The sequence below is a fragment of the Salipaludibacillus sp. CF4.18 genome (assembly GCF_051262595.1).
Taxonomy (GTDB): domain Bacteria; phylum Bacillota; class Bacilli; order Bacillales; family Salisediminibacteriaceae; genus Salipaludibacillus; species Salipaludibacillus neizhouensis.
Genome location: NZ_JBIMEV010000031.1, coordinates 13,735 through 36,446, shown reverse-complemented (window position 1 = coordinate 36,446; position 22,712 = coordinate 13,735). Strand labels below are relative to the sequence as shown.

At 40.7% G+C, this 22,712-nt stretch carries 26 protein-coding genes and 1 other annotated feature; all 26 genes read left to right on the top strand.

All coding sequences use genetic code 11. The annotated features are described in order from the left end of the window. Positions 1-76 precede the first annotated feature (76 nt). The 26 genes from nusG (at position 77) to rplX (ending at position 22,697) form a co-directional block, all read left to right on the top strand. Entirely contained in the window at positions 77-610 is a 534-nt protein-coding gene (nusG, locus tag ACHABW_RS16875) for a transcription termination/antitermination protein NusG (RefSeq protein ID WP_110938000.1), read from the top strand. A 222-nt stretch (positions 611-832) separates the two neighbouring features. After that, positions 833-1,258: a 50S ribosomal protein L11 gene (gene rplK / locus ACHABW_RS16870; protein ID WP_147422022.1), complete on the top strand. Its 426-nt coding sequence runs from the start codon at positions 833-835 to the stop codon at positions 1,256-1,258. Positions 1,259-1,381: 123 nt separating this feature from the next. Further along, positions 1,382-2,074 carry a 50S ribosomal protein L1 gene (rplA, locus tag ACHABW_RS16865; protein ID WP_110937999.1) on the top strand — a complete coding sequence of 231 codons (693 nt, stop codon included), beginning with the start codon at positions 1,382-1,384 and terminating at the stop codon, positions 2,072-2,074. Positions 2,075-2,111: 37 nt separating this feature from the next. After that, positions 2,112-2,259, top strand: a sequence feature (ribosomal protein L10 leader region). Positions 2,260-2,304: 45 nt separating this feature from the next. Next, positions 2,305-2,808: a 50S ribosomal protein L10 gene (gene rplJ, locus ACHABW_RS16860; protein ID WP_435756881.1), complete on the top strand. Its 504-nt coding sequence runs from the start codon at positions 2,305-2,307 to the stop codon at positions 2,806-2,808. A 70-nt stretch (positions 2,809-2,878) separates the two neighbouring features. Then, the gene (gene rplL / locus ACHABW_RS16855; protein WP_110937997.1) at positions 2,879-3,238 is read left to right on the top strand and encodes a 50S ribosomal protein L7/L12; all 360 of its coding nucleotides are present in this window, start codon (positions 2,879-2,881) and stop codon (positions 3,236-3,238) included. 96 nt (positions 3,239-3,334) lie between these two features. Beyond that, positions 3,335-3,937 (top strand): class I SAM-dependent methyltransferase, encoded by a 603-nt coding sequence (locus ACHABW_RS16850; protein WP_110937996.1) that lies wholly within the window; start codon positions 3,335-3,337, stop codon positions 3,935-3,937. A 542-nt stretch (positions 3,938-4,479) separates the two neighbouring features. Next, positions 4,480-8,025: a DNA-directed RNA polymerase subunit beta gene (gene rpoB / locus ACHABW_RS16845; protein WP_435756879.1), complete on the top strand. Its 3,546-nt coding sequence runs from the start codon at positions 4,480-4,482 to the stop codon at positions 8,023-8,025. Between the two features lie 36 nt (positions 8,026-8,061). Continuing rightward, a complete protein-coding gene (gene rpoC, locus ACHABW_RS16840) occupies positions 8,062-11,673 on the top strand; it encodes a DNA-directed RNA polymerase subunit beta' (RefSeq protein ID WP_110937994.1) in 3,612 nt (1,203 codons plus the stop codon). An 82-nt stretch (positions 11,674-11,755) separates the two neighbouring features. Next, on the top strand, positions 11,756-12,004 hold the full coding sequence (locus tag ACHABW_RS16835; RefSeq protein ID WP_110937993.1) for a 50S ribosomal protein L7ae-like protein: 249 nt from the start codon (positions 11,756-11,758) through the stop codon (positions 12,002-12,004). A gap of 113 nt (positions 12,005-12,117) precedes the next feature. Continuing rightward, the gene (gene rpsL / locus ACHABW_RS16830; RefSeq protein ID WP_110937992.1) at positions 12,118-12,531 is read left to right on the top strand and encodes a 30S ribosomal protein S12; all 414 of its coding nucleotides are present in this window, start codon (positions 12,118-12,120) and stop codon (positions 12,529-12,531) included. Between the two features lie 50 nt (positions 12,532-12,581). Further along, complete coding sequence (rpsG, locus tag ACHABW_RS16825) at positions 12,582-13,052, top strand: 30S ribosomal protein S7 (protein WP_110937991.1); 471 nt, start codon at positions 12,582-12,584, stop codon at positions 13,050-13,052. A gap of 96 nt (positions 13,053-13,148) precedes the next feature. Further along, positions 13,149-15,227, top strand: coding sequence for an elongation factor G (gene fusA, locus ACHABW_RS16820; RefSeq protein ID WP_110937990.1), 2,079 nt, complete (start codon positions 13,149-13,151; stop codon positions 15,225-15,227). 103 nt (positions 15,228-15,330) lie between these two features. Further along, positions 15,331-16,521 carry an elongation factor Tu gene (gene tuf, locus ACHABW_RS16815; protein WP_110937989.1) on the top strand — a complete coding sequence of 397 codons (1,191 nt, stop codon included), beginning with the start codon at positions 15,331-15,333 and terminating at the stop codon, positions 16,519-16,521. 333 nt (positions 16,522-16,854) lie between these two features. Then, entirely contained in the window at positions 16,855-17,163 is a 309-nt protein-coding gene (gene rpsJ, locus ACHABW_RS16810) for a 30S ribosomal protein S10 (RefSeq protein WP_110937988.1), read from the top strand. A gap of 37 nt (positions 17,164-17,200) precedes the next feature. After that, positions 17,201-17,830, top strand: a complete 630-nt coding sequence (gene rplC / locus ACHABW_RS16805) for a 50S ribosomal protein L3 (protein ID WP_110937987.1) — start codon at positions 17,201-17,203, stop codon at positions 17,828-17,830. A 26-nt stretch (positions 17,831-17,856) separates the two neighbouring features. Continuing rightward, positions 17,857-18,480, top strand: a complete 624-nt coding sequence (gene rplD, locus ACHABW_RS16800; protein WP_435756873.1) for a 50S ribosomal protein L4 — start codon at positions 17,857-17,859, stop codon at positions 18,478-18,480. Then, positions 18,480-18,770, top strand: coding sequence for a 50S ribosomal protein L23 (gene rplW, locus ACHABW_RS16795; RefSeq protein WP_110937985.1), 291 nt, complete (start codon positions 18,480-18,482; stop codon positions 18,768-18,770). The genes rplD and rplW overlap by 1 nt, the downstream gene beginning before the upstream one ends. A 29-nt stretch (positions 18,771-18,799) precedes the next feature. Continuing rightward, positions 18,800-19,630, top strand: coding sequence for a 50S ribosomal protein L2 (rplB, locus tag ACHABW_RS16790; RefSeq protein ID WP_110937984.1), 831 nt, complete (start codon positions 18,800-18,802; stop codon positions 19,628-19,630). Positions 19,631-19,690: 60 nt separating this feature from the next. Next, positions 19,691-19,969 (top strand): 30S ribosomal protein S19, encoded by a 279-nt coding sequence (rpsS, locus tag ACHABW_RS16785; RefSeq protein WP_110937983.1) that lies wholly within the window; start codon positions 19,691-19,693, stop codon positions 19,967-19,969. Between the two features lie 21 nt (positions 19,970-19,990). Further along, entirely contained in the window at positions 19,991-20,332 is a 342-nt protein-coding gene (gene rplV / locus ACHABW_RS16780) for a 50S ribosomal protein L22 (RefSeq protein ID WP_110937982.1), read from the top strand. A gap of 2 nt (positions 20,333-20,334) precedes the next feature. Next, a complete protein-coding gene (rpsC, locus tag ACHABW_RS16775; protein WP_435756869.1) occupies positions 20,335-20,994 on the top strand; it encodes a 30S ribosomal protein S3 in 660 nt (219 codons plus the stop codon). Positions 20,995-20,996: 2 nt separating this feature from the next. Then, a complete protein-coding gene (rplP, locus tag ACHABW_RS16770; RefSeq protein ID WP_110937980.1) occupies positions 20,997-21,431 on the top strand; it encodes a 50S ribosomal protein L16 in 435 nt (144 codons plus the stop codon). Next, positions 21,421-21,624, top strand: coding sequence for a 50S ribosomal protein L29 (rpmC, locus tag ACHABW_RS16765; RefSeq protein WP_110937979.1), 204 nt, complete (start codon positions 21,421-21,423; stop codon positions 21,622-21,624). Before rplP ends, rpmC begins: the two co-directional genes overlap by 11 nt. Before the next feature lie 21 nt (positions 21,625-21,645). Further along, positions 21,646-21,909: a 30S ribosomal protein S17 gene (rpsQ, locus tag ACHABW_RS16760; RefSeq protein WP_435756866.1), complete on the top strand. Its 264-nt coding sequence runs from the start codon at positions 21,646-21,648 to the stop codon at positions 21,907-21,909. A gap of 44 nt (positions 21,910-21,953) precedes the next feature. After that, positions 21,954-22,322 carry a 50S ribosomal protein L14 gene (gene rplN / locus ACHABW_RS16755; RefSeq protein ID WP_110937977.1) on the top strand — a complete coding sequence of 123 codons (369 nt, stop codon included), beginning with the start codon at positions 21,954-21,956 and terminating at the stop codon, positions 22,320-22,322. Between the two features lie 63 nt (positions 22,323-22,385). Beyond that, positions 22,386-22,697: a 50S ribosomal protein L24 gene (gene rplX, locus ACHABW_RS16750; protein ID WP_110938799.1), complete on the top strand. Its 312-nt coding sequence runs from the start codon at positions 22,386-22,388 to the stop codon at positions 22,695-22,697. Positions 22,698-22,712 lie beyond the last annotated feature (15 nt).

Genomic DNA, 22,712 nt, shown 5'->3' with positions numbered 1-22,712 from the left:
CTTTTAGAGGGCGCTGGCTATACTATCAAATATGATTTGGTTAGAGGAGGGAAGGACTTTATTGTCCTGAACACACATGGAAATGAATTGGTATGTCGTTCACACTTACTCAGGTTATGAGAATAAAGTGAAAACAAATTTAGAAAAAAGAGTAGAAACAATGGGGATGACGGATAAAATTTTCCGTGTTCTAGTTCCGGTTGAAGAAGAAACAGAAATTAAGAACGGAAAGTCAAAGCAAGTTACTAAGAAAATATTTCCCGGTTATGTTATTGTAGAGATGCTCATGACAGATGATTCTTGGTATGTTGTTCGTAACACACCTGGTGTTACCGGATTTATCGGTTCTTCTGGCGGAGGTTCAAAACCTACTCCATTACTTCCTGAAGAAGTCGAGGCCATTTTACGACAAATGGGCGTGGAATCTCCACAACCGGAAATAGATTTCGAATTGAAACAATCGGTAAAAGTTAAAGAAGGACCATTTGCTAACTTTATCGGTACAATCGAAAATATATCTATTGAAAAACAGAAGCTAAAAGTGCATGTAAACATGTTTGGTAGAGAAACTCCAGTAGAGCTTGAATTCACTCAAGTAGAAAAACTTTAACTTTACAGAGAAAACTTCTTGCTATCTTGTCATTGAAGTGATAAAATTTGAATGTTGTTTAAACAACGTGGACATTCTGTTCACGTTTTTTCCTGCAAAAAAGCAGGATTTATGAGTGGGAGAGCAGTAATTGAAATCAGAGTTTCGACAGGCTTTGCCTCAGATCTTCTGAATAACTTATATGCTCGGTTACCACATCACGGACTTAAGGAGGTGTGTCGCGTGGCTAAAAAAGTCATTAAAGTAGTTAAATTGCAAATTCCAGCTGGGAAAGCGAATCCAGCACCACCGGTTGGGCCGGCTCTAGGTCAAGCAGGGGTTAACATTATGGGATTTTGTAAGGAGTTTAACGCTCGTACGCAAGAAGACGCGGGCTTAATTATCCCAGTTGAGATTACGGTATTTGAAGACCGTTCATTTTCTTTTATCACAAAAACTCCACCTGCAGCAGTTCTTCTAAAGAAGGCAGCTGGTATTGATTCAGGTTCTGGTGAACCGAATCGCAATAAGGTGGCAACGTTAAAGCGTGATAAAGTAAAAGAAATTGCAGAAACAAAGATGCCTGATTTAAACGCAGCTGATGTAGAAGCAGCGATGCGTATGGTTGAAGGTACTGCCCGTAGCATGGGAATCGTTATTGAAGACTAATGGACCGATGTTAGAAGATTGAGGTTGCGATTACAGGACATAGGTCCTGCCTGAAACTTTCAGGTTCGCAACCTTTAATAGTGGGAGGTCTAACCGCTAAAACCACATGAGGAGGAAAGAACAATGGCTAAAGGTAAAAAATATCAAGACGCGATCAAACAAGTTGACCGCGAGAAATTATATGATGTAGAAGAAGCAATTGAGCTTGTGAAAAAGACGGCTACTGCAAAATTTGATGAAACGGTTGAATTAGCAGCTCGTTTAGGAGTGGATCCTAAAAAAGCGGATCAACAAATTCGTGGAGCAGTCGTTCTTCCTAACGGAACAGGTAAGACACAAAGTGTTCTTGTTTTCGCTAAAGGAGACAAAGCAAAAGAAGCTGAAGCAGCAGGTGCTGATTTTGTTGGGGAAGAAGATATGATCAATAAAGTAACTCAAGGTTGGTTAGACTTTGATGTGGTTGTAGCTACTCCAGACATGATGGCTCAAGTTGGTAAACTAGGACGAGTATTAGGGCCTAAAGGTTTAATGCCTAACCCTAAAACTGGTACAGTAACTTTTGATGTTGAAAAAGCTGTTAATGAAATCAAAGCAGGTAAAGTTGAATACCGCGTTGATAAATCAGGGAATATTCACGTACCAATTGGTAAAGCTTCCTTTGATAACGACAAGCTTGTTGAAAACTTCAAAACGATGATGGATACGTTGTTAAAAGTTAAGCCTTCAGCAACAAAAGGGACTTACATTCGTAATGTTGCAATTGCAGCTACAATGGGACCTGGCTTAAAAATTAACGCATCTAATTATAAACTGTAGTTGACTTCCCTGTCATAGGGAGTTATACTCGTAATTGTGAATTTAATCGATCATACCGTAGACAGTAGGTGCACAAAGTGCTTAATTTCCTGCCGAGGTTTGTAGCGTCGAAAACCTATTAATACAATAGGGAATAGATTATACTTGCCTCCATGTCTATACATGGGGGCTTTTTTATAGCTTTCAAACGGTAAACGGTGTGTGACAAAATGTCATTGGGAGGTGTCAGTATGAGTACAGTGATCGAAAAGAAGAGTCAAGTTGTAGATGAGATCGCAGGTAAATTAAAAGATAGTGTTGCTACGATCGTAGTAGACTATCGCGGGTTAGATGTATCTGAAATTACAGAGCTTCGTAAGCAATTACGTGAAGCGAATGTTGATTTTAAAGTATATAAAAACTCTATGGTACGTCGTGCAACTGAAACAACAGACTTGTCAGGAATTGATGAGCAGTTAGTTGGGCCGACGGCGATTGCTTTTAGTAATGATGATGTTATTGCTCCGGCAAAGATTCTTAATAACTTTGCAAAAGACCACAACGCATTAGAACTTAAAGCAGGTATTATTGAAGGACGTGTTGCATCACTAGAGGAGATCAAAGCATTAGCATCTCTTCCATCACGCGAAGGTTTACTATCTATGCTACTCAACGTTATGCAAGCTCCAATCCGCGGATTTGCAGTGGCTACTAAAGCAGTTGCAGATCAAAAAGAAGAAGAGCAAGGTGCGTAAGCAATCTTGTAACACTATATTAAAAAAATTAGCCTAACGGCAGAACTATCAAAATAGGAGGAATAATATTATGACTAAGCAAGAAATGGTTGACGCGATTAAAGAAATGTCAGTATTAGAATTAAATGATTTAGTAAAAGCTATTGAGGAAGAATTTGGTGTTTCTGCAGCAGCTCCTGTTGCAGCTGCTGGTGGCGCTGCTGAAGCAGTTGAAGAGCAAACTGAATTTGATGTTATCCTTGAATCAGCTGGATCTGCTAAAATCGGAGTAATCAAAGTTGTTCGTGAAATCACAGGTCTTGGTCTTAAAGATGCTAAAGGACTTGTTGATGGTGCTCCAGCTCCAGTTAAAGAAGGCGTAAGCAAAGAAGACGCTGAAGAAATCAAAGCTAAGTTAGTAGAAGCAGGAGCTTCTGTAGAAGTTAAGTAATTTAGTTTTTAGATAAACAAAGAAAGCTCGCTTTGGATCCCAAAGCGAGCTTTCTTTATCCATATGAATAGAGATTCTAAAGGGCGTGAACGAAGGATGTCTGATCATTATTATTCTAAAAAACCTGCGGTTAAAAGCAATATTAAACATATCCAAGTAAATGTGAAAGATGAAACATTTAAGTTTAGTGTGGATAGTGGCGTATTCTCCAAAGGTGGACTTGATTTTGGAAGTAGATTATTAATTGAAGCTTTTCGTGAGCCTGATATTAAGGGACCAATACTAGATATAGGATGTGGATGGGGGCCAATTGGAATTACTGTTGCAAAACTGATACCTGATCGAACAGTTCACATGGTAGATATTAATGAGAGATCCGTATCACTATCAGAGGAAAATGCTAAATTAAATGGTGCGAAAAATGTCTCTATATATCAAAGTGATCTACTAGAGAACGTAAAAGAAGATTCTTTTGCAGTTGCGATAACAAATCCTCCAATTCGAGCCGGTAAAGCAGTTGTTTTTCAACTTTATGAACAAACCGCACTTGCACTTCATGAAAAAGGTGAAATTTGGGTGGTTATTCAAAAGAAGCAAGGTGCAGCATCTACCAAGAAAAAACTCGAACAGTTAAACTTTGAAGTTACGACGGAAGTGAAAGAAAAAGGTTATTTTGTTTTCCATGGAAAAAAATGTTGACTATGGATTTTGTTTGTGATAGTGTTATTTAATGCGTATGAACATAAAAATCGATAATAGGGTTTTTATGCTCTATTAATGTCTCTAAAAGTAGAAAACGTTGAATTGTCGGTGAATTAAAGAGGTTTTTAATAAATATTGATGTATATAAAAAGGGTGATTTGGACAAACTATGAACGTCTTTTATGCAGGAAAGTGATAGGAGACTTTATAACCCTTTTTTTCTTTATTTAATGATCTAATTTTCTCACCACATATCAATATTCTACAAAGGTTCTCTTAAAACCTTTTATTTTGGTTATGTGAAAGATTCATGGTGATAGTGAAAGTAGAGTAACTAATTAGCGTTAGGCAAAAATTTGTCCGAATGTTAATTATTGGTTGCTTATCAGCGGAGTTTTTTAACAGGACAAATTTTTTAGAAGTATGGCAAGCTATTCGGTAAGGTTAGCAAGAATTAATTACGTATCTGTCAAAGGAAGAGCCAAGTATCTTTGGATTCCTTTTGATGATAAAAACGTTAGGTTTGAGGGGTGAATAAGTTGACAGGTCAACTAGTTCAGTATGGACGCCACCGCCAGAGGAGAAGTTACGCAAGAATTAATGAAGTTTTGGATCTTCCAAACTTGATAGAAATTCAGACGGCTTCTTATCAATGGTTTCTTGATGAGGGTATACGAGAGATGTTTCAAGACATCTCACCAATTGAAGATTTTACAGGAAATTTAGTTCTTGAGTTTATTGATTATAGCTTAGGAGATCCAAAGTATCCTGTGGATGAATCGAAAGAACGTGATGTCACGTATTCTGCTCCACTTCGAGTAAAGGTTCGCCTTATTAATAAGGAAACCGGTGAAGTAAAAGAGCAAGAAGTATTTATGGGAGATTTCCCTCTCATGACAGACACAGGTACATTCGTTATTAACGGTGCAGAGCGAGTTATTGTTTCACAGCTTGTTCGTTCACCAAGTGTGTATTTTAGTCAAAAAATAGACAAAAATGGGAAGCGCGGCTTCACTACAACGGTAATACCGAATCGTGGTGCTTGGCTAGAATTAGAAACTGATGCCAAAGATGTTGTGTATGTTCGTATTGACCGTACACGAAAAATCCCGGTAACAGTTTTATTGCGTGCGCTTGGGTTTGGCTCTGATCAAGAGATCATTGACTTGTTAGGAGAAGATGAGTATTTACGTAATACGCTTGAAAAAGACAATACTGACACTGCAGAAAAAGCGTTGTTGGAAATCTATGAGCGTTTACGTCCGGGAGAACCACCAACTGTAGATAGCGCCAAAAGTCTACTAGAATCCCGCTTTTTTGATCCGAAAAGGTACGATCTAGCAAATGTAGGTCGTTATAAAATGAATAAAAAGCTTCATATTAAAAATCGTTTATTTAACCAAAAATTGGCTGAAACGTTAGTTGATCCAGATACTGGTGAAATACTGGCAGAAGAAGGTTCCCTAATTGATCGCCGTCTTTTGGATAAACTTATTCCATACTTGAATAACAATGTTGGTTTCAAACACATTACTCTTCAAGGCGGAGTTATTAACGATGAAGAAGTAGAGCTTCAGTCTGTTTTAATTTATTCACAGCAAGCTGGAGATGATGAATTACCAATTCGGGTAATAGCTAATGGTCAAATTGATGAAAAAATTAAAAACATTACACCGGCGGATATTATCTCGTCTGTCAGTTACTTCTTTAACTTGTTGCATGGCGTTGGTAATACCGATGATATTGATCATCTAGGAAACCGCCGTTTACGTTCTGTAGGGGAATTACTGCAAAACCAATTTAGAATTGGTTTATCTCGAATGGAACGTGTAGTTCGTGAGCGCATGTCGATTCAGGATGCAAATATGATTACGCCACAAGCGTTGATTAATATTCGACCTGTTATTGCTTCTATTAAAGAGTTCTTCGGTAGCTCTCAGCTATCTCAATTTATGGACCAGACAAACCCATTAGCGGAATTAACGCATAAGCGTCGTCTCTCTGCCCTTGGACCTGGTGGTTTAACTCGTGAGCGTGCTGGCTTTGAAGTGCGAGATGTTCATTATTCCCACTATGGACGTATGTGTCCGATTGAGACACCTGAAGGACCGAACATCGGTTTAATTAACTCATTATCAAGTTTTGCGAAGGTCAACCCTTTTGGTTTCATAGAGTCGCCATATCGTAAGGTTGATCATGATGCAGAATTGGTATCTAAACATATAGACTACTTAACTGCAGACGAAGAGGATAACTATGTAGTCGCTCAGGCAAATGCAAAGTTAGATGAGAATGGTGCTTTCTTGGACGATGATATTATTTGTCGTTTCCGTGGGGAGAACATTATTGTTCCTCGTGATCGAGTAGATTACATGGATGTATCACCAAAACAGGTTGTTTCCGCCGCTACTGCGTGTATTCCTTTCTTAGAAAACGATGACTCTAACCGTGCGTTAATGGGTGCCAACATGATGCGTCAAGCAGTTCCGCTCTTAGAACCACATTCTCCATTAGTAGGAACTGGTATGGAGTATGTGAATGCGAAAGACTCGGGTGCTTCTGTTGTTTCCGCGACGAAAGGTAGAGTTGAACGAGTATCAGCTAGATATATTGATATTCGCGTAATCGAAGAAGTAGATGGCAAAGAAGTAGAAGGTAATCTAAAACAATATAAATTAATGAAATTCGAACGTTCAAACCAAGGTACTTCCTATAATCAGCGCCCAATCGTAAGTGAAGGTATGATTGTAGAAAAAGGCGAAATCCTTGCTGACGGTTCTTCTATGGAAAAGGGAGAAATGGCACTAGGTCAGAATGTTCTAGTCGGATTTATGACATGGGATGGTTACAACTATGAGGATGCGATTATCCTTAGTGAGCGTCTTGTAAAAGATGATGTATATACATCTATTCATATTGAAGAATTCGAATCTGAGGCTAGAGATACAAAGCTCGGACCAGAGGAGATTACCCGCGATATCCCGAACGTAGGGGAAGATGCGCTTCGTAACCTGGATGAACGCGGTATTATTCGAACAGGTGCTGAAGTGAAAGATGGAGATATCCTATGCGGAAAGGTTACGCCTAAAGGGGTAACGGAACTAACTGCAGAAGAGCGATTACTTCATGCGATTTTCGGTGAAAAAGCAAGGGAAGTTCGTGATACATCACTAAGAACTCCACACGGTGGGGACGGTATCGTTCTTGACGTGAAGGTATTTAACCGTGAAGACGGGGATGAACTTCCACCTGGTGTAAACCAGCTTGTGCGTGTATATCTCGTGCAGAAGCGTAAAATTCACGAGGGAGATAAAATGGCAGGGCGACATGGTAACAAAGGTGTTATTTCCCGCATTTTACCTGAGGAAGATATGCCATATATGCCTGACGGTACTCCCATTGATATCATGCTTAACCCACTAGGGGTTCCATCGCGTATGAATATCGGGCAAGTGTTAGAGCTCCATATGGGTATGGCTGCTAGACAACTAGGAATTCACATCGCTACACCAGTTTTTGATGGAGCGGAAGAAGAAGATGTATGGAGTACGATCCAAGAGGCTGGAATGTCCAGAGATGGTAAAACGGTTCTTTATGACGGTCGTACTGGAGAAGCATTTGATAACCGTGTTTCTGTGGGTGTTATGTACATGATTAAACTTGCTCACATGGTTGATGATAAATTACATGCACGTTCAACAGGTCCTTACTCTCTCGTTACACAACAGCCTTTAGGTGGTAAAGCACAATTTGGTGGTCAACGTTTCGGTGAGATGGAGGTATGGGCATTAGAGGCATATGGTGCCGCCTATACACTGCAAGAAATCCTAACGGTTAAATCAGATGACACGATCGGCCGTGTGAAAACGTACGAGGCAATTGTCAAAGGAGAAAACGTTCCAGAACCAGGTGTTCCAGAATCTTTCAAAGTATTGATTAAAGAACTTCAAAGTCTTGGTATGGATGTGAAAATGCTATCTAGTAATGACGAGGAAATCGACATGCTAGAGCTTGATGATGATGATGATCAATCAAATGATAAACTTAACTTAAACCTAGAGTCCAGTGGAGAATCCAACGGGTAACGTAAGAACTTGAATGCTGAAAGGGAGGTTAACCCCTTGATAGATGTGAATAATTTTGAGTATATGAAAATCGGTCTTGCATCCTCAGATAAGATTCGTTCTTGGTCTCGAGGAGAAGTCAAGAAGCCGGAAACGATTAACTACAGAACATTGAAGCCAGAAAAAGACGGGCTTTTCTGTGAACGGATATTTGGACCTACAAAGGACTGGGAATGTCATTGTGGAAAATACAAACGCGTCAGATATAAAGGTGTCGTTTGTGATCGCTGCGGTGTTGAAGTTACTAGATCAAAAGTTCGTCGAGAGCGCATGGGGCATATTGAATTAGCTGCCCCTGTGTCTCACATATGGTATTTCAAAGGGATTCCGAGTCGTATGGGTCTTGTTTTGGATATGTCTCCACGGTCACTCGAAGAAGTAATTTACTTTGCATCTTACGTTGTAACTGAAACTGGAGATACACCATTAGAGTTGAAACAGTTGCTCTCTGAAAAAGAGTACCGGGCTTACCGAGAGAAATACGGTCGTACATTCTCTGCACAAATGGGTGCAGAAGCGATTCGTAAACTTTTAGAAGATATTGAACTCGACAAAGAAGCAGTAAGTTTAAAAGAAGAGTTAGAAACAGCCCAAGGACAACGAAGAACGAGAGCCATTAAACGTTTGGAAGTTATCGAGGCTTTTCGACACTCAGGAAACGATCCTTCTTGGATGGTGCTAGATGTCCTTCCTGTTATACCACCAGAGTTACGACCAATGGTTCAACTTGATGGAGGAAGATTCGCGACATCTGATTTAAACGACCTTTATCGCCGTGTTATTAACCGTAACAATCGATTAAAGCGTCTGTTAGATCTAGGCGCACCAAACATTATCGTTCAAAATGAGAAGCGTATGCTGCAGGAAGCTGTAGATGCCCTTATTGATAACGGTCGAAGAGGTCGTCCAGTTACTGGACCGGGTAACCGTCCATTGAAGTCCCTTTCGCATATGTTGAAAGGTAAACAAGGACGCTTTCGTCAAAACTTATTAGGAAAACGTGTCGATTACTCAGGTCGTTCCGTTATCGTAGTAGGACCTCATTTAAAGATGTTCCAGTGCGGGCTTCCAAAAGAAATGGCGTTGGAGTTATTCAAGCCTTTCGTTATGAAAGAGCTCGTCAGTAAAGGGTTTGCTCATAACATCAAGAGTGCGAAAAGAAAAGTCGAGCGTGTCCACCCTGAAGTGTGGGATGTTTTGGAAGAAGTAATTAAAGAACATCCGGTTTTATTAAACCGTGCACCAACGCTTCACAGATTGGGAATTCAAGCTTTCGAACCAACGTTGGTTGAAGGTCGTGCGATTAAACTCCATCCACTCGTTTGTACAGCATATAACGCTGACTTTGACGGTGACCAAATGGCAGTGCACGTTCCATTATCTGCTGAAGCGCAAGCGGAGTCTCGTATCCTTATGCTTGCGGCTCAAAACATTTTAAACCCGAAGGATGGTAAACCTGTTGTTACACCATCTCAGGATATGGTATTAGGTAACTACTACTTGACCATTGAGAGAAAAGGTGCAATTGGCGAAGGAAGAATTTTTAACGATCCTAATGAAGTAATGACCGCATATACAAATGGATATGTACATCTTCATACAAGAATCGCTGTCCCTGTTTCATCATTAAGTAAATTAAACTTTAGAGATGAATTTGAAGACCAACTTATTCTAACATCGGTAGGTAAAGTGATTTTCAATGAAATTCTTCCAGAATCGTTCCCTTATATTAACGAACCTACGATTGAGAATCTTGAGTTAGAGACTCCGTCGAAGTTCTTTGTACCAAGAGGGACGGATGTGAAAGAAGAATTTAAAAAACGTGATCTTGTCCTGCCATTTAAGAAAGGTTTCCTAGGTGACATCATTGCGGAGGTCTTTAAGAAATTTAAGATTTCTGAAACATCTGTGATGTTGGATAAGATGAAGGATTTAGGGTTCTTTTATTCGACGAAAGCTGGAATCACTATTGGGGTTTCCGATATTGTTGTTCTTGCTGACAAACAAGCGATCCTTGATGATTCTGAAGAAAAAGTACAGCGGATCTTAAAACAGTTTCGTCGTGGTCTAATCACGGAAGAAGAGAGATATGACAAAGTAATTGCTATCTGGAGTGCAGCAAAAGATGTGATTCAAAATAAATTGATGGGCACATTGGATATTAATAACCCTATCTTTATGATGAGTGATTCTGGAGCGCGTGGTAACGCCTCTAACTTTACCCAGCTTGCTGGTATGCGTGGTCTGATGGCTAACCCGTCCGGAAGAATTATTGAGCTTCCGATTAAATCCAGTTTCCGTGAAGGTCTAACAGTACTGGAGTACTTTATCTCCACTCACGGTGCTCGTAAAGGTCTTGCAGATACTGCTCTTAAAACAGCGGACTCAGGGTATCTCACTCGGCGCCTAGTAGACGTGGCTCAAGATGTTATTATTCGTGATGACGATTGTGGCACTGATCGAGGGTTAATTGTTAAAGCAATAAAAGAAGGTAATGAAATAATTGAAAGTTTATACGATCGATTAGTTGGTCGCGTATCTTTCCAAAGACTTTACCATCCTGAAACGAATGAGATCCTCGTTGAACGTAACCAGGATATTACAGAAGACATGTCCAAAGTAATTGAAGATGCTGGAGTGGAAACGGTACTAATTCGTTCCGCATTCACATGTGATACGAAACATGGTGTATGTAAGAAGTGCTACGGTCGAAATCTTGCTACTGGATCTGAAGTAGAAGTTGGTGAAGCAGTAGGTATTATCGCAGCGCAATCTATTGGTGAGCCAGGTACACAGTTAACAATGCGTACTTTCCACACCGGCGGGGTAGCTGGAGATGACATTACTCAAGGTTTACCGAGAATTCAGGAAGTCTTTGAAGCTCGTAATCCTAAAGGTCTTGCGATTATTTCCGAGATTGAAGGGGAAGTTATCGAAATTAAAGAGGTTAACGATAAGAAAGAAATCGTGGTACAAGGTGCTATTGAGGTACGGAACTATCCAACACTTTACGGCTCCAGGATGAAAGTGGAAGTCGGAGAAAAAGTGTTGCCTGGCCAAGAACTAACAGAAGGTTCTATCGATCCCAAAGAACTCTTGATTGTATCAGGTGTTCAAGGAGTACAGGAGTATCTGTTACGAGAAGTGCAAAAAGTTTACCGTATGCAAGGTGTTGAAATCGGAGACAAACACGTCGAAGTTATGGTTCGTCAAATGATGCGTAAAATTCGTGTTATTGATGCAGGCGATACAAATGTATTACCAGGCTCACTCGTGGAGATTCATCAATTTAACGATGCAAACCGTGATATACTTCTAAGAAATGGCCGCCCTGCGTCAGGTCGTCCGGTTCTACTAGGAATTACAAAAGCATCACTTGAGACGGATTCTTTCTTATCTGCAGCTTCCTTCCAAGAAACAACACGTGTTTTGACAGATGCGGCTATTAAAGGTAAACGCGATGAATTAGTCGGGTTGAAGGAAAACGTTATAATCGGTAAATTAGTTCCAGCAGGTACAGGTATGCAACGTTACCGCCAAATGTCAGCAGCTGATAAATCAAAAACAGATAAAAATGAAGTTGTTGAAGAAGTAGCAATGAAGGAATAAGTGAAATAGGTATTGACACTGAAATACGACGGTGGTACTATATCCTAGTGTGCCAAATACCTGATGCTTTGGAGGATTACAGATGTCTTATGAAAAAGTAGCCCAGGCAGCTAATAAAGTCGTAGGCACGAAGCAGACGCTTAAAGCACTGGAAAATGAGCTGGTAAAAGAGCTCTTTGTTGCAGAAGATGCTGATCATCAAGTGTTAGACAAGGTCATGACTTTGGCAAATGACAAAGGTGTTCAAGTTAATTCCGTTGATTCTATGAAAAGGCTTGGAAAAGCCTGTGGTATTGACGTCAATGCAGCAATCGTAGCTATTAAAAAGTAAAATAGTTTTTACCAACAGGCTCGCCCCTGTTGGTGAAAGCTTTCCTTTTACCCATTTGTGGACCACCTGGACCAGTGGTCTTGCATATTTCAATTAAGAGAGGAGGAAAACCAATGCCTACAATTAACCAATTAGTGCGTAAGGGACGTCAGTCGAAGATTAGAAAGTCTGACTCTCCAGCTTTAAATAAAGGTTATAACAGTTTTAAAAAGATTCAAACAGATGAGGATTCACCACAGAAACGTGGAGTTTGTACTCGTGTAGGTACGATGACACCGAAGAAGCCGAACTCGGCACTTCGTAAATATGCCCGTGTTCGTTTGACGAACCAAATCGAAGTAACTGCATACATCCCTGGAATTGGGCACAACCTGCAAGAACACAGTGTTGTACTTATCCGTGGCGGACGTGTGAAAGACTTACCGGGGGTACGTTATCATATCGTACGTGGAGCTCTTGACACAGCTGGTGTTGAGAACCGTATGCAAAGCCGTTCTAAGTATGGAACGAAGAGACCTAAGAAATAAAGATTTTCAGAAACAAAAACTACTATTAATTCGTGAAAGGAGGGACTTCAATGCCTCGTAAAGGACCCGTACCTCGTAGAGACGTACTAGCTGACCCGATTTATCAATCTAAATTAGTTACGCGTTTAATTAACCGTATTATGTCTGATGGTAAAAGAGGAAAAGCACAAACTATACTTTATAAAGCATTTGATCTTGTCCGTGAACGTGGAGGTAATGATCCACAGGAAGTTTTCGAACAAGCATTAAAGAATATCATGCCAGTACTTGAGGTTAAAGCACGCCGAGTAGGTGGAGCAACGTATCAAGTACCTATCGAAGTGAAACCTGAGCGTCGTACGACATTAGGACTTCGTTGGTTAGTAAGCTACGCTCGTCTTCGTGGAGAGAAAACAATGGAAGAGCGTCTTGCAAATGAAATTATGGATGCTGCTAATAACACTGGCGCAGCTGTTAAAAAGCGTGAGGATACTCACCGTATGGCTGAAGCGAATAAAGCATTTGCTCATTATCGCTGGTAGAATTAAAGGTTTGGATAAGGAATCAATTCAATTGTGAATTGGTTCCCCTTCAATACAACTAAACGTTTTTATAATAAGGGAAGGAGAAATTGACTAATGGCAAGAGAATTCTCCTTAGAAAAGACTCGTAATATCGGAATCATGGCTCATATTGATGCCGGTAAAACGACAGCTACAGAGCGTATTCTTTTCTATACAGGGCGCATTCACAAAATTGGTGAAACTCACGATGGCGGTTCTCAAATGGACTGGATGGACCAAGAGCAAGAGCGTGGGATCACAATTACGTCTGCTGCCACAACAGCACAGTGGAGAGGTCATCGGATCAACATTATCGATACTCCTGGACACGTAGACTTCACAGTCGAAGTTGAACGTTCATTAAGAGTATTAGATGGTGCAGTAGCAGTATTAGATGCTCAGTCCGGTGTAGAACCACAAACTGAAACAGTTTGGCGTCAAGCAACAACATATGGTGTGCCAAGAGTCGTCTTTGTAAATAAGATGGATAAACTAGGTGCAGATTTCGTATATTCACTCAAAACGTTAAAAGATCGTTTAGGAGCTAACGCTGCTGCGATACAGTTACCAATTGGTGCTGAAGACGATTTTGAAGGAATTATTGATCTCGTTACAATGGAAGCATTCTTCTATTTAGATGACTTAGGAACTCGTAGTGAAGCTCGTGAAATTCCAGAAGAGTATAAAGCTCAGGCGGTAGAGTATCGTGACAAACTTGTAGAAGCTGTGTCTGAATTAGATGAAGACCTCACTATGAAGTATTTAGAAGGAGAAGAGATTACGGAAGCTGAGTTAAAACAAGCTATTCGTACTGCTACACTTAGTGTAGAGTTCTATCCTGTTCTATGTGGATCGGCTTTTAAAAATAAAGGTGTTCAACTGTTGTTGGATGGCGTTATTGATTACTTACCAGCTCCAACAGATGTTGAAGCTATCAGAGGTATCAAACCAGATTCTGAGGAAGAAGTTATCCGTAAAGCCGGGGATGACCAACCTTTTTCTGCTTTAGCATTTAAGGTTGCTACAGACCCGTTTGTTGGTAAACTAACATTCTTCCGAGTCTATTCTGGTAAAGTAGATGCTGGTTCCTATGTTCGCAATACTTCCAAAGGGAAGCGTGAGCGTATGGGACGAATCTTACAAATGCACGCAAACCACCGTGAGGAAATTCCTACTTGTTATTCCGGTGATATTGCTGCAGGGATTGGTTTGAAGGACACATCAACAGGGGATACGTTAAGTGATGAAAAGAATCACGTTATCCTTGAATCTATGGAGTTCCCAGATCCAGTTATCTCATTGTCTGTTGAGCCAAAATCAAAAGCCGACCAAGATAAGATGGGTATGGCACTTGCTAAACTCGCAGAAGAGGATCCAACTTTCAAAACGCACACAGATGACGAAACAGGTCAAACTATCATCGCTGGTATGGGTGAGCTTCACTTAGATATCCTTGTTGATCGTATGAAACGTGAGTTTAATGTAGAAGCTAATGTAGGTGCTCCTCAAGTATCTTATCGTGAAACAATTCGCCAAGCTGCGAAATGTGAAGGTAAGTTTGTACGTCAATCTGGTGGACGAGGTCAGTACGGTCACGTATGGATCGAATTCTCACCTAATGATGAGGGTGCAGGTTTCGAATTTATTGATAATGTTGTAGGTGGGGTAGTACCACGTGAATATATCAATTCAGTTCACGCCGGGGTTAAAGATTCTTTAGACAACGGTCTACTCGCAGGTTTCCCTGTAATTGATGTTAAAGCAAGATTATATGATGGTTCGTACCATGATGTTGACTCGAATGAGATGGCATTTAAAGTAGCTGCATCAATGGCATTTAAAGAGGCTAGAACTAAATGTAACCCAGCTCTACTTGAACCACTAATGAGAGTAGAAGTTGTTATCCCTGAAGAATACATGGGAGACATCATGGGTGATATCACTTCCCGTCGTGGTCGTGTAGAAGGTATGGAAGCTCGCGGTAATGCACAAACAGTTAAAGCGATGGTTCCTTTAGCAGAGATGTTCGGATATGCGACATCCCTTCGTTCAAACACACAAGGTCGTGGAAATTATACAATGACTTTCGACCACTATGAAGAAGTACCGAAAAGTATTTCAGAAGACATCATCAAGAAAAGCACAGGACGATAATCGTCCCTATCAGTGATTTATTGTAAGAAAAAAAGGTGTTAAGATACAGTCTTTCATCTTTAAAAAATAAAAATATCTAAAAATATTAAGGAGGATTTCGATCATGGGTAAAGAAAAATTTGATCGTTCCAAAACGCATGCTAATATCGGTACAATTGGTCACGTCGACCACGGTAAAACTACACTAACAGCAGCAATCTCTTCTGTACTTTTCAAGAAGTCAGGTAAAGGTTCTGCAATGGCGTATGACCAAATTGACGGAGCACCAGAAGAGCGCGAGCGTGGAATCACTATCTCCACTGCACACGTTGAATATGAAACTGATTCTCGTCACTATGCACACGTTGACTGCCCAGGCCACGCTGACTATGTAAAGAACATGATCACTGGTGCTGCACAAATGGACGGAGCTATCCTAGTAGTATCTGCTGCTGATGGCCCAATGCCACAAACTCGTGAGCATATCTTACTTTCTCGTCAAGTAGGTGTACCTTCAATCGTTGTTTTCTTAAACAAAACTGACCAAGTTGACGATGAAGAGCTACTTGAATTAGTAGAAATGGAAGTTCGTGATCTACTTTCTGATTATGATTTCCCTGGTGACGATGTTCCTGTAGTAAAAGGTTCTGCTCTTAAAGCACTTCAAGGTGACGAAGAGCACGAAAACATCATCCTAGAGTTAATGCAACAAGTGGATGACTACATTCCAACTCCGGACCGTGACAAAGATAAGCCATTCATGATGCCAATTGAGGATGTTTTTTCTATCACTGGTCGTGGTACTGTTGCTACTGGTCGTGTTGAGCGTGGAAAACTAAACGTAGGTGACGAAGTTTCAATCATCGGTCTTACTGAAGAACCTAAGAAAACTACGGTTACTGGTGTTGAAATGTTCCGTAAGCTTCTTGACTATGCTGAAGCTGGAGACAACATCGGTGCACTTCTTCGTGGGGTTGCTCGTGAAGATATCAACCGTGGTCAAGTACTTGCTAAGCCTGGAACAATCACTCCGCATACAAAGTTCAAAGCGGAAGTTTATGTTCTATCAAAAGAAGAAGGTGGACGTCACACTCCATTCTTCACAAACTACCGTCCACAATTCTATTTCCGTACTACAGACGTAACTGGTGTTACTCATCTTCCTGAAGGTGTAGAAATGGTTATGCCTGGAGATAACGTAGAAATGGTTGTTGAATTAATTTCACCAATCGCTATCGAAGAAGGTACTAAGTTCTCTATCCGTGAGGGTGGACGTACTGTTGGTGCTGGTGTCGTAGCTACAATCACTGAGTAAGATATTTGATTGAATAGCAAGAGACAAGTGAAAGCTGATCGGGGTGAGCAATCATCCTGATCAGTTTTTTTATTAGAAAATTTCTCCTTTCTAAAAAGACTTCTTGAATTATTTTTAATCACCTTGTATAATAGGCAAAGTGCGCTAATAAAGTTTTTTTAAATAAATGTTGCATATGATCAATGAATCTTGTATAATATTTAATGTTGGTCACTGACAGGCATTGAATCGGAAGGTTGTCGACACACCAGGCCCCTTTGCCATGGGACGGCGTAGAGAAATTTCCGAGGAGCAAGTCTATTTCCAAAAATGGGCGAAAAAGGAGGTAATATTATGGCAAAACAGAAAATTCGCATTCGATTAAAAGCGTATGATCACAGAATCTTAGATCAATCAGCGGTGAAGATTGTGGAAACAGCTAGTCGTTCAGGCGCGAGCGTTTCAGGTCCAATCCCACTACCAACTGAAAAATCAATCTACACGGTTCTACGTGCTGTACACAAATACAAAGATGCTCGTGAGCAGTTTGAAATGCGCACGCATAAGCGATTAATCGACATCATTGACCCTACACCACAAACTGTAGATGCGTTAATGCGATTGGATCTTCCGTCAGGCGTAGATATCGAAATTAAATTATAAATAATATTATAGAATAGAATTATAGGAGGTGTAACTCATGACTAAAGGAATCTTAGGTAGAAAATTAGGTATGACTCAAATTTTCTCTGAAACTGGAGAGGCAATTCCGGTAACAGTTATCCAAGCTGAGCCTAACGTTGTTCTTCAAAAGAAGACAATCGAAGGTGAAGGCTATGAATCAATTCAACTTGGTTTTTCAGACGAGAAACAAAATCGTGTGATTAAACCTGCAAAAGGTCATGCGGAAAAGGCGAAGACAACCCCTAAGCGCTTCGTTAAAGAGCTGCGTGATGTTACAGTTGCGGACTATGAAATTGGTCAGGAAATTAAAGTAGATACATTCACTGAAGGTGAAACTGTAGATGTAACTGGTACTTCTAAAGGGAAAGGTTTCCAAGGTGCTATCAAGCGTCATAACCAATCTCGAGGACCAATGTCTCACGGTTCGCGTTATCACCGTCGTCCTGGTTCAATGGGACCTGTTGCACCTAACCACGTACGCCCTGGTAAATTACTACCTGGTCGCATGGGTGGAGAGCAAGTCACCGTTCAAAATCTTGTAGTAGTAAAAGTAGATACAGAAACTAATTTGTTATTAGTTAAAGGAAATGTTCCTGGAGCTAACAAAAGTTATATTACTGTGAAATCAGCGATCAAAGCTGACTAATATTGAAAAGGAAAGGAGGAGCCCAGATGCCTAAAGTTACTTTATATAACCAAGCTGGCTCAGAAGTAGGCGATATTGAACTTTCAGCCGATGTTTTCGGTATTACACCAAATGAAAGTGTCCTATTTGAAGCAGTTTTGATGCAACAAGCATCTCAACGTCAAGGAACGCATTCAACAAAAGGTCGTGCAGATGTTCGCGGTGGCGGTAAAAAACCATGGCGTCAAAAAGGAACGGGACGTGCTCGTCACGGATCTATCCGTTCGCCAATTTGGGTTGGTGGTGGAGTTACATTCGGTCCAACACCACGTAAATATGGTTTTAAAATGCCTAAAAAGCAACGTCGTTTGGCTTTAAAATCTGCTCTTTCTTCCAAGGTGAATGATGAAAACATTCGCGTAGTGGAAGGATTGAGCCTAGAAACTCCTAAAACGAAGGAAATGAAAGTAATTCTTTCAGGATTATCTGCAGAAAAGAAGACACTGGTTGTAACATCTGAATACAACGCTGCTGTTGCATTATCTGTTGGTAACCTTCCAGGAGTAAAATTTATAACAGCTGATGGAGTAAATGTACTTGATATTCTTAAACATGAGAAGCTAATCATTACTCAAGATGCTGTGAAACAGGTAGAGGAGGTGCTTGCATAATGGCAGACGTAAGAGATATTATTAAGCGCCCGCTCATCACTGAGCGAACAACAGACTTGATGGCTGATAAGAAATATACGTTTGAGGTAGACCCTCGTTCGAATAAATCTCAAATCAAAGATGCTATTGAAGAAATCTTCAGCGTGAAAGTAGTTAGTGTTCACACGATGAACTACAAAGGTAAATTCAAGCGTTTCGGCCGTCATTCAGGCTACACTCCAAAACGCAAGAAAGCAATTGTTAAACTTTCTGCTGATAGTAAAGAATTAGAGTTCTTTGAGAGTGTATAACAAATAATTAGAGAAGGAGGGAAAAGCTGATGGCTATCAAAAAGTATAAACCAACCACACCGGGTCGTCGTGGTATGACTACTCTTGACTTTCAAGAGTTAACTACAGATCGACCAGAGAAATCATTGCTCGCTCCAGTTAAGCGAAATGGTGGACGTAACAACCAAGGTAGATTGACAGTGCGTCATCAAGGTGGCGGACACAAACGTCAATATAGAATAATGGATTTTAAACGTGATAAAGATGGAATTCCAGGGCGCGTTGCTACGATTGAATACGATCCGAACCGCACTGCAAATATCGCTCTTATCAACTACGCAGACGGAGAAAAGCGTTACATCATAGCTCCTAAAAACTTGAAGGTTGGTACTGTAATTCTGTCAGGTAAAGATGCGGATATCAAAATTGGTAACGCACTTCAACTGCAAGACATTCCGGTAGGTACTATTATTCACAACATTGAGCTTCGTCCAGGTAAAGGTGGACAGCTAGTTCGCTCAGCTGGTGCGGAAGCACAGGTTTTAGGTAAAGAAGGTAAGTATGTTCTTGTTCGCTTACGCTCTAGTGAAACGCGTTTAATCTTAGCAACTTGCCGTGCGACAATTGGTCAGGTTGGTAATGTTGAGCACGAACTAGTGAATGTCGGTAAAGCTGGTCGTTCACGTTGGAAAGGTATTCGTCCAACAGTTCGTGGTTCTGTTATGAACCCGGTTGATCACCCACACGGTGGTGGTGAAGGACGTGCGCCAATCGGACGTAAATCACCAATGTCTCCTTGGGGCAAACCAACCCTTGGATATAAGACTCGTAATAAAAACAAAGACACGGATAAATATATTGTGCGTCGTCGTAAAAAATAACGCGGTTGTGCTACGGTTCTTTAGACGAACCGTAGGTCAATCACGAAGGGAGGTACACTTATGGGTCGCAGTTTGAAAAAAGGACCATTCGTCGATGATCATCTTATGAAGAAAGTGGAAGCAATGGGTGAGGGCGAGAGTCGCAGAGTTATCAAGACTTGGTCTAGACGTTCTACTATTTTTCCACAATTTGTCGGTCACACGATTGCAGTATATGACGGTCGTAAACATGTACCAGTTTATATTTCGGAAGATATGGTTGGACACAAGCTTGGTGAGTTTGCACCATCAAGAACGTACAAAGGCCATGCATCTGACGATAAGAAAACACGACGTTAATAAAGAGGGGAGGTACTATTCATGGAAGCAAAAGCAATTGCAAAACAAGTGCGTATTGCTCCTCGCAAAGTTCGCTTAGTCGTTGACTTGATTCGAGGCAAAAAAGTTGGCGAAGCCGTATCTATTTTACGTCTTACACCTCAGAAGTCATCAATTGTAGTTGAGAAACTTTTGAATTCAGCCATTGCGAACGCAGAGCATAACTATGAAATGGAACCTGACAATTTAATTGTTAGTAAAGTATTTGTAGATGAAGGTGTTACATTAAAGAGATTTCGCCCACGTGCTATGGGACGTGCGAGTCGAATCAATAAACGTACGAGCCATATCACGCTCGTTCTATCAGAAAAGAAGGAGGGATAAGTGTGGGTCAAAAGATAAATCCTAATGGACTTCGTGTCGGCGTTATTCGCGGCTGGGAGTCAAAGTGGTACGCTGATAAAGACTATGCTGACCTACTTCACGAAGATATTAAAATTCGTGAATACTTGGAGAAGCGTTTGAGCGAAGCTTCTGTCTCTACTATTGAAATCGAACGTGCAGCAAATCGTGTGAACGTAACGATTTTCACTGCTAAGCCAGGTATGGTAATCGGTAAAGGTGGATCTGAAGTAGAAGCTCTACGTAAAGCTTTAAATCAATTAACAGGCAAAAAAGTTCACATTAACATCAACGAAATTAAGAGACCTGATCTTGATGGAAAACTTGTTGCTGAAAACATTGCTCGTCAATTAGAAAACCGTATTTCATTCCGTCGTGCGATGAAACAAACTATTCAACGTACAATGCGTTCAGGCGCTTTAGGAATTAAAACAGAAGTTTCTGGTCGACTTGGCGGTGCTGATATTGCTCGTTCTGAATCATATAACGAAGGAACTGTTCCTCTTCATACATTAAGAGCAGACATAGATTACGGATTTGCAGAAGCAGATACGACTTATGGAAAACTCGGTGTGAAGACTTGGATCTACAAAGGTGAGGTCCTTCCAACGAAAGGAACGAAACAAGAGGAAGGAGGAAAATAATCATGCTTATGCCAAAACGTGTTAAATACCGTCGCGAACACCGTGGTAAGATGCGCGGTCGTGCTAAGGGCGGAACAGAAGTAAATTTCGGTGAGTATGGTTTGCAAGCTTTAGAAGCTTCGTGGATCACGAACCGTCAAATAGAAGCTGCACGTATTTCCATGACACGTTATATGAAGCGTGGTGGTAAGGTGTGGATCAAAATTTTCCCAGATAAGCCTTATACAGCTAAACCTCTAGAAGTAAGAATGGGTTCCGGTAAAGGGGCACCAGAAGGTTGGGTTGCGGTAGTGAAGCCAGGGAAGATATTGTTTGAAATCGCAGGTGTATCTGAGGAAGTAGCTCGTGAGGCATTACGTCTTGCGTCTCATAAATTACCAATTAGAACAAAGTTCGTAAAACGTGAAGAAGTGGGTGGTGACGCAAATGAAAGCTAATGAGATTAGAAACCTAACCACTACCGAAATCGAACAGAAATCGAAATCGTTAAAGGAAGAGCTTTTTAACCTTCGCTTTCAGCTTGCGACTGGACAGCTTGATAATCCAGCCCGCATTCGTGAAGTGAAAAAAGCAATTGCTCGTGCAAAGACAGTTTTACGTGAACGAGAACTCGGAATCACGAACGAATAGTCCGGAGAGGAGGTTTGCACAGTGGAAGAACGTAATAACCGCAAAAGCTATGTTGGTCGTGTAACATCTGATAAGATGGATAAGACGATAACAGTAGTTATAGAAACTTATAAAACACACTCGCTCTACGGAAAGCGTGTTAAAGATTCTAAAAAGTTAAAAGCGCATGATGAAAATAACACAGCGAAAATAGGTGACGTTGTACGTGTGATGGAGACTCGTCCATTATCTAAAGACAAGCGTTTCCGTCTTACTGAAATCGTTGAAGAGTCAGTCATCGTTTAACTTCATATTTATGTTTACTTACCTGAAGGGAGGTAAAGAAGTTTATGATTCAACAAGAAAGCCGATTAAAAGTAGCCGATAATTCTGGAGCTCGTGAAGTATTATGTATTAAAGTTCTTGGTGGCTCTGGCCGTAAAACTGCGAACATTGGAGACGTTATCGTCTGTACTGTAAAGCAAGCAACACCTGGTGGCGTTGTCAAGAAAGGTGAAGTTGTTCGTGCAGTAATCGTTCGTACAAAGAGCGGTGCACGTCGTCAAGATGGATCTTATATCAAGTTTGATGAAAACGCAGCGGTAATCGTCAAAGACGATAAAGGACCTCGAGGAACTCGTATCTTTGGACCAGTTGCACGTGAATTACGTGAAAACCAATTCATGAAGATCGTTTCTTTAGCTCCTGAAGTACTTTAATGTTAGATAAAATAAATGGATATATACGTCTTAAGAGGAGGTGCCCTCATGTCTCAAACTAAATTGCATGTCAAACAAGGTGATAACGTAAAAATTATTTCCGGTAAAGACAAAGGCAAAGAAGGTAAAATCCTTGAAGCATACCCGAATAGTTCTCGTGTGCTAGTGGAAGGCATTAACATGGTTAAAAAACATGCTAAACCATCCCAATCAAATCCTCAAGGTGGAATTCTTAATCAAGAAGCAGCTATTCATGTATCTAATGTGATGCCAATTGACCCTAAATCGGGTGAACCAACACGCGTTGGATATAAAGTAGAGAACGGTAAGAAAGTACGCATTGCTAAAAAATCTGGCGAATCTTTAGATAAGTAAGCGCTAGTGGCTGGA

Excerpts from the sequence above, each read along its gene's own strand:
- tuf (WP_110937989.1), top strand. The coding sequence starts at position 15,331 with ATGGGTAAAGAAAAATTTGATCGTTCCAAAACGCATGCTAATATCGGT.
- rplW (WP_110937985.1), top strand. The coding sequence starts at position 18,480 with ATGGCAGACGTAAGAGATATTATTAAGCGCCCGCTCATCACTGAGCGA.
- rplN (WP_110937977.1), top strand. The coding sequence starts at position 21,954 with ATGATTCAACAAGAAAGCCGATTAAAAGTAGCCGATAATTCTGGAGCT.
- rpsS (WP_110937983.1), top strand. The coding sequence starts at position 19,691 with ATGGGTCGCAGTTTGAAAAAAGGACCATTCGTCGATGATCATCTTATG.
- rplJ (WP_435756881.1), top strand. The coding sequence starts at position 2,305 with ATGAGTACAGTGATCGAAAAGAAGAGTCAAGTTGTAGATGAGATCGCA.
- rpsJ (WP_110937988.1), top strand. The coding sequence starts at position 16,855 with ATGGCAAAACAGAAAATTCGCATTCGATTAAAAGCGTATGATCACAGA.
- ACHABW_RS16850 (WP_110937996.1), top strand. The coding sequence starts at position 3,335 with ATGTCTGATCATTATTATTCTAAAAAACCTGCGGTTAAAAGCAATATT.
- rplP (WP_110937980.1), top strand. The coding sequence starts at position 20,997 with ATGCTTATGCCAAAACGTGTTAAATACCGTCGCGAACACCGTGGTAAG.
- rplV (WP_110937982.1), top strand. The coding sequence starts at position 19,991 with ATGGAAGCAAAAGCAATTGCAAAACAAGTGCGTATTGCTCCTCGCAAA.
- rplB (WP_110937984.1), top strand. The coding sequence starts at position 18,800 with ATGGCTATCAAAAAGTATAAACCAACCACACCGGGTCGTCGTGGTATG.
- rpmC (WP_110937979.1), top strand. The coding sequence starts at position 21,421 with ATGAAAGCTAATGAGATTAGAAACCTAACCACTACCGAAATCGAACAG.
- rplL (WP_110937997.1), top strand. The coding sequence starts at position 2,879 with ATGACTAAGCAAGAAATGGTTGACGCGATTAAAGAAATGTCAGTATTA.
- ACHABW_RS16835 (WP_110937993.1), top strand. The coding sequence starts at position 11,756 with ATGTCTTATGAAAAAGTAGCCCAGGCAGCTAATAAAGTCGTAGGCACG.
- rplD (WP_435756873.1), top strand. The coding sequence starts at position 17,857 with ATGCCTAAAGTTACTTTATATAACCAAGCTGGCTCAGAAGTAGGCGAT.
- nusG (WP_110938000.1), top strand. The coding sequence starts at position 77 with ATGGAAATGAATTGGTATGTCGTTCACACTTACTCAGGTTATGAGAAT.
- rplA (WP_110937999.1), top strand. The coding sequence starts at position 1,382 with ATGGCTAAAGGTAAAAAATATCAAGACGCGATCAAACAAGTTGACCGC.
- rplC (WP_110937987.1), top strand. The coding sequence starts at position 17,201 with ATGACTAAAGGAATCTTAGGTAGAAAATTAGGTATGACTCAAATTTTC.
- rpsG (WP_110937991.1), top strand. The coding sequence starts at position 12,582 with ATGCCTCGTAAAGGACCCGTACCTCGTAGAGACGTACTAGCTGACCCG.
- fusA (WP_110937990.1), top strand. The coding sequence starts at position 13,149 with ATGGCAAGAGAATTCTCCTTAGAAAAGACTCGTAATATCGGAATCATG.
- rpsL (WP_110937992.1), top strand. The coding sequence starts at position 12,118 with ATGCCTACAATTAACCAATTAGTGCGTAAGGGACGTCAGTCGAAGATT.